This is a genomic window from Burkholderia plantarii (genome assembly GCF_001411805.1).
Taxonomy (GTDB): Bacteria; Pseudomonadota; Gammaproteobacteria; order Burkholderiales; family Burkholderiaceae; genus Burkholderia; species Burkholderia plantarii.
Window position 1 is genome coordinate 2,013,586 of sequence record NZ_CP007212.1, and the last position, 13,971, is coordinate 2,027,556.

A 13,971-nucleotide genomic window follows, 5' to 3' on the forward strand; every position below is an offset into this window, starting at 1 on the left:
GGACGACGGCGAGACGACGGCGGCACAACGGCAGGGCATCCGAGCCTGTCCAGCTGGCTGGATTATACGTTCGCCAGTTGGACAGGCCGGACGCTTCGCCCTAGCATCGGCCGCATCCGATGGAGGAGACAGGACACATGGCATCCCAGGCAGACAAGTTCACGATCGACGATTTTCTTCCCGCCGACCTCGGCAGCGCGCTGCTGGTCGGCCGCGTCTGGCGCAAGACGGCGAGCTTCGAGGGGCCGTGCGTGGTAGCCGTGCGCGACGGCGAGGTGTTCGACATCACGGCCGCCGCGCCGACCACGGCCGACCTGTTCGACCTGCCCGACGCGGTCGAGGTGGCGCGCCGCGCCGAGGGCGAGCCGCTCGGCAGCGCGCGCGAGATCCTCGCGGCGCAGCTCGGCGACGGCGCCGGGCCCGCGATCCGGCTGCTCGCCCCGTGCGACGTGCAGGCCATCAAGGCCTGCGGCGTGACCTTCGCGGTGAGCCTGATCGAGCGCGTGATCGAGGAACAGGCGGCTGGCGACGCGAGCCGTGCCGACGAGGTGCGCGCCACCATCCAGCGTGCGATCGGCACCGATCTCTCGCAGGTCGTGCCGGGCTCCGAGGCGGCGCTGCGGCTCAAGAAGGAACTGCAGGACCGCGGAGTGTGGTCGCAATACCTGGAGGTCGGGATCGGCCCCGACGCGGAGGTGTTCACGAAATCGCAGCCGATGTCGGCGGTCGGCTTCGGCAGCGAGGTGGGCCTGCTGCCGATCTCGACCTGGAACAACCCCGAACCGGAAGTGGTGCTGGCCGTGAACGCGCGCGGCGAGGTGGTGGGCGCGACGCTCGGCAACGACGTGAACCTGCGCGACGTGGAAGGGCGCTCGGCGCTGCTGCTCGGCAAGTGCAAGGACAACAACGCGTCGTGCGCGATCGGGCCGTTCGTGCGGCTGTTCGACGGCGCGTTCACGATCGACACGGTGCGCGGCGCCTCGGTGGGGCTGCGCATCGACGGCAGCGACGGCTTCGAGCTCGACGGCGTCAGCCACATGTCGGAGATCAGCCGCGATCCGCTCGACCTGGTCGCGCAGACCTGCGGCACGCATCACCAGTATCCGGACGGCTTCATGCTGTTCCTCGGCACGATGTTCTCGCCGATCAAGGATCGCGATCAGGCCGGCGCCGGGTTCACGCATCATCTCGGCGATCGCGTGACGATCTCGACGGCCTCGCTCGGCGCGCTCGTCAACCGCGTGTCGCTGTGTACCGAGGTGGCGCCGTGGCAGTTCGGCACGCGCGCGCTGTTCCGCAATCTGGCGGCGCGCGGGCTGGTGCGCTGAGGGGCCGGCGCCCGGCGGCCGGGCGCTTCACGCGGCTCGCCGCAGATCGGCGGCGCTCGCCGCCGTCCAGCGCGAACGCGACGCCAGCCGCGAGCGGCGCGTGCAACACGCCGGCTGCTCCCGCACGACGCGTCGCGTTCGATCCGCACGAACCCGCCAAGCCTCGCAGTGCATCGGCGCGCCGGCCCCGCGCCGGTTCGCGCCACGCCCACCCGCTACACGCACCCGCTACAATGTTGCCCCGCGACGGCCGCTCCCGGCCGTCCACCCGTCCGTCATCCCCGATCGTCATGACCCAAGATACCGAGCACGCGCTCGCCGCCGCCCAGCAACACGCCGTCGCCGGCCGCCTGAGCGAGGCCACGCGCCTGCTGCACGAGGTGCTCGCGAGCGACCCCGCCCAGGGCGACGCGCTCGAAGGGCTCGGCCATCTGGCGATCCGGCAGGGCGATCACGCCGGCGCGGCCGATTATCTGGTCCGCGCGGCGGCGCACCTGCCGATGTCGGACGCGCAACTCGATTTCGCCGCGCAGGTCTGCCAGTCGGTGCAGCGCCATGCCGATGCGCTGGCGCTGTTCGAGCGCAGCCTCGAACGGCTGCCGAACCGGCCCGACGCGCTGCACGGCGCGACCATGTCGCTGATCGCGCTCGGCGAGCACGCGCGCGCGCTCGACCTGCTGGAGCGGCTGTGCCGGCTCCAGCCACGCTCGGCCGAGGCGCACTACAACCGCGGCACGCTGCTCGGCACGATGGCGCGCTACGACGACGAACTCGACGCGTACCGGCAGGCGATCGCGCTGAACCCGCGCTTCACCGACGCCTACGTCAACCTCGGCGTGGCGCTGCGCGACCTGACGCGCTTCGACGAGGCGCTGCAGCAATTCAAGAAGGCGCTGGCGATCAATCCGAACGACGTCGGCGCACGCACCAACCGCGCCCAGACCAACCTGCTGCTCGGCGAATACGAGCACGGCTGGCGCGAGTACGAATGGCGCTGGCGCGAAGGCCCGACGCGCCACGGCTTCCCGGCGCAAAGCCAGTGGAGCGGCGCCGAGCCGCTGGCCGGCCGGACGATCCTCGTCCATCACGAGCAGGGCTTCGGCGACACGCTGCAGTTCGTGCGCTTCGTCGACCGGCTCGCCGCGGCCGGCGCGCGCGTCGTGCTGCGCGTGCAGGACCCGCTGCTGCCGCTGCTGCGCGACTATCCCGGCGCGGCCGAGGTGATCGGCGAGACGGCACCGGTGCCCGCGTTCGACTTCCACATTCCGATGCTGAGCCTGCCGCTCGCGCTGAAGGTGCGCGAGGCCGACATCGCGGTGCCGGGGCCGTACCTGCATGCCGACGCGGCGCTGGCCGCGGGCCGGGACGACCTGCCCGCGCCTGCGCCGGGCCGGCCGCGTGTCGGCCTGGTCTGGTCGGGCAGCCGCACCCACCGCAACGACCGCAACCGCTCGATGACGCTGGCGCAGCTCGCGCCACTGCTCGAGGCCGACGCGGCGTTCTTCTCGCTGCAGCCGGACCTGCGCGAGGGCGATCGCGCCGCGCTCGAGCAATACGTGGCGCGCGGCGTGCTGCATGACGTGTCCGCGCGGCTCGGCAGCTTCGCCGACACCGCGGCGCTGGTCGCGCGCCTCGATCTCGTGATCAGCGTCGATACCGCCGTGGCGCATCTGGCCGGCGCGCTCGGCAAGCCGGTCTGGATCGCGCTGCCGTTCATGCCGGACTGGCGCTGGCGGCTCGGCCGCGACGACAGCCCGTGGTACGCCGGCGCGCGGCTGTTCCGGCAGGTCAGGCGCGGCGACTGGTCGGACGTGGTGGCCGCGCTGCGCACCGCCGTCGACGGCTTCGGCCGCGCGTGACGGGCATCCGGCGCGGCGCCTCGTTGCGGTCCGCCCGGATCGCGCTCGCATGTGCGCTTTCACTCGCACCCGCCCGGCGGCGCCAGGCGCCGGCTGCGTAACCGATCGCTTCGCCAGTCAGGTCGCTGATGCCCGATATCCTCTCGCTCGTGGTGCTGGTGGTGGTCGTGGCGCTCTGCCTGTCGCTGCTGCTGTTCCAGATCCTCACGGGCGTGCCGCCGATGTCGTCGGGCGCGGCCGAGACGGCCGACGTGGTGGCGCTGCTGAAGCAGGCGAAGCTGCCGCCGCGCGCGATCGTCTACGAACTGGGCAGCGGCTGGGGCGCGCTCGTGATCGCGCTGGCGCGGGCGTTTCCCGACGCCGAGATCCGCGGCATCGAGGCGTCGCCGCTGCCGTACTGGGTGGCGCGCTGGCGCACGCGGCGGCTGCCCAACGTGTCGCTGCGGCGGCGTGATTTCCATCGCTGCGATCTGAGCGACGCGCACGCCGTGACCTGCTACCTGATGATGGCGCCGATGCCGAAGCTGGCGGCGCTGCTCGACCGCATGCTGCGGCCCGGCACGCCGGTGGTGGCGCTGACGTTCTGGTTCCGCGAGCGGCAGGTCGAGGCGGTGCGGCAAGGGCCGGGGCTGCGCGGCGCCGCCGCGCTGTATCGCTGGCCGGCGCGCAAGCCCGTGCGGCCGGACGACGGCGCCGCTCGCTAGGCACGCGCCTGCCAGGCCCGGGCGCCGGTCCGCTCCGGTTGCCGGCATGACGGGTCATTGATCGCGGATGACGGTCCGCGCAGGTGCCCGTCGTCCGCGCGATCTTCCATCACATCACCGCGCCGCCACGCATCTCCAATCCACCGCACCCGATTCGCGGAATAATCCCGCCCCTTCATCCGTTAAGGCCAGGACATCAGCACACGCGCCCCACGACGACACGCACGCAGCCGCGACGCGTGCCTCGCATGGGGCGGGCGGCCGGACTGACCGGCCTCCCGAATCCAGGCCTACGAGACGGAGTAACAGCAATGATGCAAGTGGAGAGCCCCGGGACTGCCGGCGCGGGGCGCAGGATCGCCGTGGTCGGCGCGGGGCAGGCGGGACTGCAGGCGGCGCTGGCGCTGCTCGGGCGCGGCTACGCGGTCACGCTGGTGGCCGAACGCGAGCCCGACGACGTCGAGCGCGGCCGTGTGAAATCGAGCCAGTGCCTGTTCGGCGAGGCGCTGCGGCTCGAACGTGCGGCCGGCATCGAGTTCGGCCGCGACGCCTGCCCGCCGATCAACGCGATCACGTTCGGCGCGGTGGACGCGCGCAGCCCGAACGGCCGCATGATCTCCTGGCGCGGCGCGCTGAGCCGCGGCGCGGCCGCGATCGACCCGCGCATCAAGTTCGCCGCGCTGCTGCGCGAGGTGCCGCGGCGCGGCGGCACGGTGCGGATCGCGACGGCCGACGTCGCGATGCTGGAGGAACTGGCGGCCTCGCACGATCTGGTGCTGGTGGCGACCGGGCGCGGCGAGCCCGGCCAGCTGTTCGAGCGCGACGCGGTGCGCTCGGTGTTCCGCACCCCGCAGCGCGTGCTGGGCCTGACCTTTCTGCACTGCGACGGCCGCGTCGGGCCGGCCGACGCGGTCAGCTTCAACGTGGTGCCGGGCGTCGGCGAGATCTTCGTGATGCCGGCGCTCACGCATTCCGGGCCGTGCCATGTCGCCGTGTTCGAAGGCATCGCGGGCGGCCCGCTCGACTGCTGGCGCGACGTGAAGTCGGCCGGCGCGCACCTGGGCCGCTCGCTCGACGTGATGCGGCGCTTCACGCCCTGGGAGCTCGACGCCTGCCGCTACGTGGAGCTGACCGACGCGAACGGCACGCTGACCGGGTCGTTCGCGCCGATGGTCCGCCATCCGGTGGCGGTGCTGCCGTCGGGGCGTGCGGTGCTGGGGATGGGCGACGCGGTGGTGCTGCACGATCCGATCACGGGGCAAGGCGCGAATGGCGCCGTGAAATGCGCGGCGGCCTACGTCGAGGCGATCGTCGAGCGCGGCGCGCTGCCGTTCACGCATGGCTGGATGCTGTCGGCGTTCGCCGCGTACTGGCGCGACGCCGCCTATGCCGTGCAATGGACCAACTCGATGCTGTTCCCGCCGGCGCCGCACGTGCTGGGCCTGTTCCGCGCGGCGCAGCGCAATCCGGTGCTCGCCACGCGGCTGGCCGATGGCTTCGATGACCCGTCGAGCCTCTATCCGGCATGGGGCGACGCGCAGGCCTGCGAGGCGTGGCGCGAGTCGCTCGGCATCTGACGCGGGCGAGGCGACGGGCGGGGTGATGGACTTCGGGCCGATGTCGGCAGCGCGTCGCCGGCGGTGCTGCGGGCCGATGTCCGGAGCGCCGTCACGGTCGCGGTCCCGATGCCGGCGCGGCGCGCGTCACTCGCCCGAGTCGGCGATCGCCGGTCCGGGCGCATCTCGAGATCGACCGGATGGCGCTGCCGCTCGAGCGCGCGGCCGCAGGCGACGAGGTTCGCCTGCACGGCGTCATTGGTGGCGCGCAGGCCGGTGTGATCGAGCCGGACGATCCGGCGTGCGCCTCGCCGCCAGCCGGCGAACGTCACTCGCCCGCGTAGGCGTCGGCGATCGCCTGGCCGGCCGCGTCGAGATCGACCGGATAACGCTGCTGCTCGAGCGCGCAGCCGTAGGCGACGAGGTTCGCATGCACGGCGTCGGCGGTGGCGCGCAGGCCCGTGTGGTCGAGCCGGACGATCTGCCCGGCGATCTCGCCGGAGCCGGGCGCGAGTTCCACGCCATGCCGGCGCGCGTGCGAGATCAGCGCGAGCGGGTCCACGCCGGGCGGCACCGGCGCGGCGGTGACGAGCGCCGAGGCGTCGTCGTCGTGCGCGATCCACGGCGTCACGCCGAGCGCGCGCAGCGCCGCGCGGCTCGCGCGCGCGGCCTGCGCGTGGCGCGCCACCATCCGCGCGATGCCCTCGGCCTCGATGCGGTCGAGCGCGGCCTCCAGCGCCCAGAATTCGAGCGCGGACGGCGAGCCCGGCAGCAGGCCGCGATCGCGCTGCAGCCATTCGCGACGCAGCGCGGCCAGCGACAGGCCCGACGGCGCGAAATCCGGCGCCGCCTCGATCTGCGCCCAGGCGCGCGCGCCGACCGCCACGGCCGACACGCCGGCCGGGCCGGCCAGCGCCTTCTGCGGCCCGATCACGGCCACGTCGATGCCGAGCGCGTCGAGTTCGAGCGGATGGCCGCCGACCGAGGCGACCGCGTCGACGGCGAACAGCGCGTCGTGCGCGCGGGCCAGCGCGGCGAGGCCGGCGATCGGGTTGAGCGCGCCGGTCGACGATTCGGCATGCACGGCGGCCACGATGTCGACGCGCTCCAGCTCGGCGGCGCAGGCCTCGACGGCCTCGAGCGCGATCGCCTGGCCGGGCGCGGCCGTCACGTCGTGGACGCTCACGCCGCCGCGCCGCAGCCAAGCGCCGAACCAGCGCCCGTAGCGGCTCGTGACGACGTTCACGGCGGTCAGGCCCGGGCGCGCGAGGCTGGTGGCGACGGCCTCCAGCGCGAACACGGCCTCGGCCTGCACGAACAGGATGTCGGCCGAGGTCGCGAGCAGGTGGCGGATGCGATCGGCGAGCCGCGCGTAGCCATGCTCCGGATAGCCGGGCAGGTCGAGCAGGAGATGCGGATCGAAGCGATTCATGGGCAGGCGGTGGAAGAGGGACGGGCGGGCGGCGCGGTCGCGACCGGCACGCCGCGCCGCGAGGCCGGCCGGATGCGGCGTGCCTCGCGGGCCGCCCGCTTCGAACCGATGCGGGCCGGCCCGTGCCGCCGCGTGCCGGCAAACGGCGCGCACGGCGGCACGGCCGGCGGCCTCGATCGGCAGCGGACCTCGACGGTGGACGGAAACGGGCAGCGCCTGCCCAAACCGGCAAAGTCTGTCACGGCCGGCGGCCGCGGCCCGGGTCCGGTCCGCAGCGGGCGCCGCATTTGCGAAGCGGCGCGCCACGCACGACGACGCTGCGGTCCCGCGCCGGCCGCGTCGCGTCTCACATCTCTCGAGCCTCAAGCCTCGCGCGGCAGCACCAGTTCGGCGTCGAGCCCGTCGATGCGCGCACCGTCCACCCGGTTGCGCAGCGTGAGCGTGCCGCCGTGCGCGGCCGCGATGCCCTGCGCGATGGTGAGGCCGAGCCCGGTGCCGTCCGGCGCGGGGGTGCCGTCGTGCGCGGTGGCGGCGCGGAAATACGGCTCGAACACGCGTTCGAGCAGCGCCGGATCGGGGATGCCCGGCCCGCGGTCGCCGATCACGATGCGCAGCGCGCGGCCGTCGTCGGCGACCTGGATCGAGACGTCGCCGCCGTAGCGGATCGCGTTGTCGACGAGGTTCTGCAGGCAGCGCTTCAGGTTGCGCGCGAAGCCCGGATACGGCGCGCCCGCGTGGCCTTCGATGCGCACCGCATGACCGGCATCGCGCGCGTCCTCGGCGAGGCCGGCCAGCATCGAATCGACGTCGATGCGCTGGCGCGGCTCGGTGATCTCGATGCCCTGCACGGCGTCGAGCGTGGCGCGCAGCATCGCCTCCATCTCGTCGAGATCGCCGCGCAGCCGCTCGCGCCAGAGCGGATCGGGCAGCATCTCGGCGCGCAGCCGCAGGCGCGTGAGCGGCGAACGCAGGTCGTGCGAGACGGCGGCCAGGAAGCGCGTGCGCGCGGCGAAGCTGTCGATCAGCCGCTGCTGCATCGCGTTGAACGATTTCGCCACGCCGCGCACCTCCTGCGGACCGTCGAGCGCGAGCGGCGCGCGATAGATGTTGCGGCCGAGCGCCTCGGCGGCCTTCGCGAACGCGCGCAGCGGACGCAGCGCGAAGCGCACCGCGACGAACGCGAAGCCGCAGACGGCCACGAAGCGGATCAGGTAGAGCCGCAGCAGGTAGTCGGCCACCAGCGCCCCCGGCTCGCTGTGCATGCCGGCCTGGCCTTCGTGCGCCACCACGTCGAGCCAGCCCTGATTCGGCACCTGCAGTTGCAGGTGGAAGTCGCCCATCGGCATGCGCGAGTTGAACAGGCTCAGGATGCCGAGATGGCGTCCGGCATCGTCGCGCAGCCGTGCATCGAGCAGCCGCGCTTCCACCGGCGTGCCGAGCCGGCGCCGGATCACGCCCGCGATCAGGCCGCCCGTGGCGCGCTGCACGAACGAGGGCGAGGCAGGTGCCGGCTCGGGCGCGGCCACCCAGCGCAGTTGGTAGCGCGCGTCGGCGAGGCGCGCGAGCGTGGCGTCGCGGGTGGCCGCGTCGGGCGCGTTGTCGAGCAGGCGCAGCGTGTCGGCGAGGCGGCTCGCGAACAGCCGAGCCGGAATCTCCAGCGCGCGGTTGTCGTGCGTGTCGAACCAGATCGTGCTGGTCAGCAGCTGGCCGGCGAACATGCCGGCCGCGAGGATCGTCACGAGACGGCCGAACAGCGAATCGGGCCACAGGCGAAAGGTCATGGGCGTAACGGGGCAGGAAGGCAACGAAGCGGCGGGTACCCCGGGAGAGCAGCTCTCGCACCGGACGCACCGCGCCTGCGCGACGTTACCGCGAACCGGCGCGCCGCGCGAGCGGCAATCGCATCAAGCCGTGATCGTCCCGCGCATCGCCTTTCAGCCCGCGCGCCGGCCCAACACAATCCATTACAAAAGCGCCCGCGCCCAACACACCGGCATTACAAAGCGTCGCTACAGTGTCGGCCACGCACAAATAGCAATCGTTCTCATTTGAGATGTCCACCATGTCGATTTTCAGCCTTGTTCGCGCGGCCCGAGCGGTCGTGTCCGTCGTGATCGCGGTGCCGGCCGCGCGCGCCCTGTCCGCCGTCGTGCTGGCCGGCGCGGCTTGCGCCACCGGTACGCCGGCCCTCGCCGCGACGACCGCCGCCGCCGCGGACGCGCGGACCGTCACCGATCTGGCCGGCCGCGCGATCCGGATTCCGGCCGCCGAGCCGAAGCGCATCCTGCTTGGCGAGAGCCGCACGCTGGAGGCCGTCGCGCTGCTCGAGGGCAAGCATCCGCTCGCGCGCATCGTCGGCTGGCAGGGCGACCTGCCGACCATGGACCCGCAGGCGTTCAACGCCTACGCGAAGACCTTCCCCGAGATCCGCGAGGTGCCGCTGATCGGCAAGGCCAGCGAGGACAGCATCAGCGACGAGAAGGCGCTCGCGCTGAAGCCCGACGTCGCGATCTTCAGCCTCGCGGGCCACGGGCCGAGCCGCTACAACGCGCTCGTCAAGCAGCTCGAGGCGACCGGCACCACGGTGGTGTTCATCGATTTCCGCCTGCACCCGATGCAGAACACGCTGCCGAGCATCCGTCTGCTCGGCCAGGTGCTGCACCGCGAGCGCGAGGCGAGCGACTACGTTGCGTTCTACCAGCAGCATCTGGCGCGCGTGCGGCAGGTGGTGGACACGGTGCCCGAGGCGCAGCGTCCGAAGGTGTTCATCGACATGCTCGCGGGCGTCTGGGACGCCGGCTGCTGCCACACGGCCGGCAACGGCAACTTCGGCGAGTTCATCACCGCCGCGGGCGGGCGCAACATCGCGGCGGGCCTGTTGCCCGGCGTGCTCGGCGACCTCAGCATGGAGCAGATCATCACGGCGCGGCCCGACGTCTACATCGCCACCGGCGCGCGCACCAAACCCGGCCTCGCGTCGCTGCGGGTGGGCGCGCTGACGAGCGAGCAGGACGCGCGCGCGAGCCTCGCGCAGCTGGTCGCGCGGCCCGGCTTCGACACCATCAAGGCGATCCACGACGGCCGCGTCCACGGCATCGCGCACAACTACTACGATTCGCCGTACAACATCATCGCGATCGAGGCGTTCGCGAAGTGGTTCTATCCGCAGCGCTTCGCGTCGCTCGACGTCCACGCCACGCAGGCCGAGCTGTATCGCCGCTTCCTCGCGGTGCCGGTGTCGGGCACCGAATGGGTGGACTCGCCGCTGCCGGCGGGCGGCGCGCAGCAGGCGGCGCGATGAGCGCGCCGCTTCCGACGGCGCCGGCCGCATCGGCCGGCCGCGACGGCGGGCCGGCCGGTCCGATCGATCCGGCGGCCCGACCGACCGCCAACCCGATGGCGCATCCGATGGCCAACCCGCGCGCGCATGCGCCCGACGAGGGCCATGCGCGTCGCGTCTATGCGCGGCTCACGCGGCGCCGCGTGCTGTGCCTCGCGGCGATCGCGCTGCTGATCGTGGCGTCGCTGCTGTTCGATCTCTCGTCCGGGCCCTCCGGCCTGCCGCTGGCGACGCTGCTGCGCACGATTTTCTCGCCGGCCGGCGCCGATCCGGCCAACGCCGTGATCGTCTGGCAGATCCGCCTGCCGTATGCGGTGATGGCGCTGGTGGTGGGCGCCGCGCTCGGCCTGTCGGGCGCCGAGATGCAGACCACCCTCAACAATCCGCTGGCGAGCCCGTACACGCTCGGCGTGTCGGCGGCCGCCGCGTTCGGCGCGTCGCTCGCGATCGTGCTCGACGTGACGATCCCGCACGTGCCGCAGACCTGGGTGATCTCGGCGAACGCGTTCGTGTTCGCGTTCGCCTCGGCGATGCTGCTCGACCTGGTTGCGCGCTGGCGCGGCATGAGCACCGCCGGCGTGGTGCTGATGGGCATCGCGCTGGTGTTCTCGTTCCATGCGCTGGTCGAACTGATGCAGTTCATCGCCTCGGCCGACGCGCTGCAGGGGCTGGTGTTCTGGACCCTCGGCTCGCTCGCTCGCGCCGACTGGCCGAAGATCGGCGTGCTCGCGGCGGCGCTCGCGATCGCGCTGCCGCTGTCGATGCGCAATGCCTGGGCGCTCACCGCGCTGCGGCTCGGCGAGGAGCGCGCGGCCAGCTTCGGCATCGACGTGCGCCGGCTGCGGCTTGGCACGCTGCTGCGGGTGGCGGTGCTGTCGGCGCTCGCGGTGTCGTTTGTCGGCACCATCGGCTTCGTCGGCCTGATCGCGCCGCACATCGCGCGCGCGCTGCTCGGCGAGGACCACCGTTTCTATCTGCCGGGCAGCCTGCTGTGCGGCGCGCTGATGCTTTCGCTCGCGTCGATCGCCTCGAAGCTGATCGTGCCGGGCGTGCTGATTCCGGTCGGCATCGTCACGGCGCTGGTCGGCATCCCGCTGTTTCTCGCGATCGTGGTGCGTTCGCAGGGAGGGTCGCAATGAGCGGACTGTCGATTCACGGGCTGTCGGTGCGCTACGGCCGGCGCGAGGTGTTGCGCGAGCTGTCGGCCGGGCCGCTGCCGCGCGGCATGATCACGGCGCTGCTCGGGCCGAACGGCAGCGGCAAGTCCACGCTGCTGCGCGTGCTGGCCGGGCTGACCGCCGCCAGCGCCGGCGGGCTGACGCTCGACGGCGAGCCGCTGGCGCTGTCGGCGCGCAGCGCGCGTTCGCACAGCGTGGTGTACCTGCCGCAGACGCTGCCGGCCGGCGTGCGGCTGCAGGTACTCGAATCGGTGCTGGTCGCGCGGCGCGCGGCGCGCGATCCGGCCTTGCAGCGGCAGGGCTCTGCCGCCGATCTGGCCACCGCGCACGCGGTGCTCGAGCGGCTCGGCATCGGCGCGCTCGCGACGCGCTCGCTCGATGAACTGTCGGGCGGGCAGCGGCAGCTGGTGGGGATCGCGCAGGCGCTCGCACGCGATCCGCACGTGCTGCTGCTCGACGAGCCGCTCTCGGCGCTCGACCTGAACCACCAGTTCCACGTGATGCAGGTGCTGCGCGAGGTCACGCGCGAGCGCGGGATCGTCACCGTGGTGGTGCTGCACGACATCAACGCGGCGATGCGCGCCTGCGATCGCGCGATGCTGCTGCATCGCGGCGGCATCGAACGTTTTGGCGCGCCGGAGGTGGTTGTCACGGCGAAAAGCCTGGCTGACGTGTTTGGCGTGGTGGCGCGCATCGAGCCGTGTTCGCTCGGGCATCATCAGGTGATGATTGACGGGTTGGCGGTGGGGGCTTGAGCGGTGCGGACGATGCTTGCTGCACCTGGCGGTCCGTTTGAGGTGGATGAGGCGATACCCGGGCATATGCCGGCCGGGCGCGGCGGCGCATGCAACCGGCTGGCGGCGTGTTTTCGGCTTTCGGCCGCGCGGCCGGCTACTCTCTTGCTTTACTCGTGAGCCGGCCGACCCGGCGTTCCGCTATCGTGCGAGGCCGCAGGGACTGCTTTTTTAAAAAAACCACGGCGCGCTCGATGTCGGAACGGATCGAACCTACGAAATAATCGATCAGATTTGTGCGGGAAAATCCATCGAGAGGGTCTGCGCCGTGATGGACGTGTCGCGGTCCCGCCTGTATGCGTATCGGGCGCGCGCCAAGCGCGTGAATGTCGAGCGTAGGGCGTCGCGTAGTCGCGCGCATGATCTGTTCATCGAGGGCCGCAGTTCGGCCGGCAATCGGATCAGGCAGCGCATGAGCCGTCGTGGAGATTGTTGGGTTAACTCCCCGATGGAACGGCTGTTCCGCAGCCTGAAGACGGATGACTTATAGATTTGCGCGTAGAAAGTCCACGACCTCATGGTCGATCTGGCGATGAATCTCCACACGATCGATCCCGGGCGCATCCTGACAGATCAGTGCCGCACTGGCTGCGGCCGAGGCCGGACAAGGATCAATGAAAACGAAGTGGTTGCCTGGCACGATGTGGACTGCGGGCGGTATGGGCAAGCCTGACACAACGGCAAGAGAGTTTCTCGCAGAACCAAGATAGCTGTCGTCCTGCGGTCGATAGAGCATCGTCGGTACGCGCACGGCGGACAAGCCGGATGCCTCAAACATCATCGCCAGTGGATCCATCAGCACCAAGGCCTTCAGGCGGCGATCGGCGGGCGGTTGCCAAGCTACCAGGTCAGCGGGTACGGCCGGTTTGCCTTGGGTGCCGTGCGCACCATTGCCCGTTGCTGGACGCGGACACGATCCCGGATCGTCGTGATCTGCGCAGTACGCACTGGCATACGCAAAATCGGGTTTCGCTCCCGCCAGAATCAGCGCAGTGTAGCCACCGGCCGAGTAGCCGATCATGCCGATTCGGCCGACATCGGCGCTCGCGGAAAACCGTGGATCCGCGAGGACTGCATCGAGCGCGGCCTCTGCCTGCCGGGGGCGATCAATCAGAATCCGGGCTTGGGACGGCGCCCGGGGATAGCCTGACGCGTCCCCAACGTGCGTCGGCAAGACGACGATAAATCCGGCGCGAGCCAGGGTCGTGGCCAATTCACGGTGGCTGAGGGGACTGCCGCCTCGGCCATGTGAAATCAATACAACGGGGAAGCGGCCATCTGGTACGGGCGAAGCATCGCGCGTCGCCTCAACAGTGAACGGGCCTGCTTGCCACGGAACCTCACGCTCACGCGTAGGGTAAAAGATCACCGTGTTGAAAGGGACGGCGTCGTTCACCCCCGTGAGCCGGATTACCCCCGCGTGAAAAGCGGCCGGATCTGCCTGCGCGGAACACATCCATACGATCGCCAGTACGAGAGGCACTATCCAACGCATGTCGCTACTCCTGGTCAGCCAGAATGAGGGCCGAAGAATAGCAGAGTGTTCTTACACGCTTGATGAAGCCGGGGCAGCTTGGTCGTACCCGGGATCGGAACGATCCAAGGTTTCCGGGCGAGCAGCCATGCGAATGCGATCCGACGTTGCACCCTTGTCGCTGGCAATCTCGCCGAGTGTGTCGACCAGCGCCTGTTTCGCCTGAAGCGCTTCGGCCGCGCCCTACATACGTGAGGGACGACTCGTGCCAGTGCTTCTGCAGCTTACGGGCGCGCATATCGGCTT

At 71.5% G+C, this 13,971-nt stretch carries 11 protein-coding genes and 1 pseudogene; 8 read left to right on the forward strand and 4 right to left on the reverse strand.

Going from position 1 to position 13,971, the window contains the following annotated elements; all coding sequences use genetic code 11:
• The first annotated feature begins 137 nt into the window (after positions 1 to 137).
• The 5 genes from bpln_RS08665 (at position 138) to bpln_RS36640 (ending at position 5,791) form a co-directional block, all read left to right on the forward strand.
• Complete coding sequence (locus bpln_RS08665; protein ID WP_055138586.1) at positions 138 to 1,328, forward strand: fumarylacetoacetate hydrolase family protein; 1,191 nt, start codon at positions 138 to 140, stop codon at positions 1,326 to 1,328.
• A 290-nt stretch (positions 1,329 to 1,618) separates the two neighbouring features.
• Positions 1,619 to 3,187, forward strand: coding sequence for a tetratricopeptide repeat protein (locus bpln_RS08670; RefSeq protein WP_042624874.1), 1,569 nt, complete (start codon positions 1,619 to 1,621; stop codon positions 3,185 to 3,187).
• 128 nt (positions 3,188 to 3,315) lie between these two features.
• Positions 3,316 to 3,891 carry a class I SAM-dependent methyltransferase gene (locus bpln_RS08675; RefSeq protein ID WP_055138587.1) on the forward strand — a complete coding sequence of 192 codons (576 nt, stop codon included), beginning with the start codon at positions 3,316 to 3,318 and terminating at the stop codon, positions 3,889 to 3,891.
• Positions 3,892 to 4,202: 311 nt separating this feature from the next.
• Positions 4,203 to 5,468 (forward strand): styrene monooxygenase/indole monooxygenase family protein, encoded by a 1,266-nt coding sequence (locus tag bpln_RS08680; RefSeq protein ID WP_055138588.1) that lies wholly within the window; start codon positions 4,203 to 4,205, stop codon positions 5,466 to 5,468.
• A gap of 179 nt (positions 5,469 to 5,647) precedes the next feature.
• Positions 5,648 to 5,791 carry a hypothetical protein gene (locus bpln_RS36640; RefSeq protein WP_158512015.1) on the forward strand — a complete coding sequence of 48 codons (144 nt, stop codon included), beginning with the start codon at positions 5,648 to 5,650 and terminating at the stop codon, positions 5,789 to 5,791.
• Here the strand turns inward: bpln_RS36640 and bpln_RS08685 are convergent.
• Together bpln_RS08685 and bpln_RS08690 are read right to left on the reverse strand one after the other, a co-directional pair.
• The gene (locus bpln_RS08685; protein ID WP_042624876.1) at positions 5,776 to 6,879 is read right to left on the reverse strand and encodes a pyridoxal-phosphate-dependent aminotransferase family protein; all 1,104 of its coding nucleotides are present in this window, start codon (positions 6,877 to 6,879) and stop codon (positions 5,776 to 5,778) included. The genes bpln_RS36640 and bpln_RS08685 overlap by 16 nt on opposite strands.
• Positions 6,880 to 7,241: 362 nt before the next feature.
• Positions 7,242 to 8,660: an ATP-binding protein gene (locus tag bpln_RS08690; protein WP_055138589.1), complete on the reverse strand. Its 1,419-nt coding sequence runs from the start codon at positions 8,658 to 8,660 to the stop codon at positions 7,242 to 7,244.
• Positions 8,661 to 8,941: 281 nt separating this feature from the next.
• On the opposite strand from bpln_RS08690, the gene bpln_RS08695 reads away from it, so the two are divergent.
• The 3 genes from bpln_RS08695 to bpln_RS08705 all read left to right on the forward strand — a co-directional run bounded on the left by bpln_RS08695 (position 8,942) and on the right by bpln_RS08705 (position 12,152).
• Positions 8,942 to 10,180, forward strand: coding sequence for an ABC transporter substrate-binding protein (locus bpln_RS08695; protein WP_082465329.1), 1,239 nt, complete (start codon positions 8,942 to 8,944; stop codon positions 10,178 to 10,180).
• Between the two features lie 107 nt (positions 10,181 to 10,287).
• Complete coding sequence (locus tag bpln_RS08700) at positions 10,288 to 11,358, forward strand: FecCD family ABC transporter permease (protein WP_042626574.1); 1,071 nt, start codon at positions 10,288 to 10,290, stop codon at positions 11,356 to 11,358.
• A complete protein-coding gene (locus tag bpln_RS08705) occupies positions 11,355 to 12,152 on the forward strand; it encodes an ABC transporter ATP-binding protein (protein ID WP_042624879.1) in 798 nt (265 codons plus the stop codon). The genes bpln_RS08700 and bpln_RS08705 overlap by 4 nt, the downstream gene beginning before the upstream one ends.
• A gap of 523 nt (positions 12,153 to 12,675) precedes the next feature.
• On the opposite strand, the gene bpln_RS33800 is transcribed toward bpln_RS08705, so the two are convergent.
• Positions 12,676 to 13,686: an alpha/beta hydrolase family protein gene (locus tag bpln_RS33800; protein ID WP_082465240.1), complete on the reverse strand. Its 1,011-nt coding sequence runs from the start codon at positions 13,684 to 13,686 to the stop codon at positions 12,676 to 12,678.
• A 59-nt stretch (positions 13,687 to 13,745) separates the two neighbouring features.
• A pseudogene (locus tag bpln_RS37650) lies at positions 13,746 to 13,899 on the reverse strand (aldo/keto reductase); the annotation flags it as partial.
• Positions 13,900 to 13,971 lie beyond the last annotated feature (72 nt).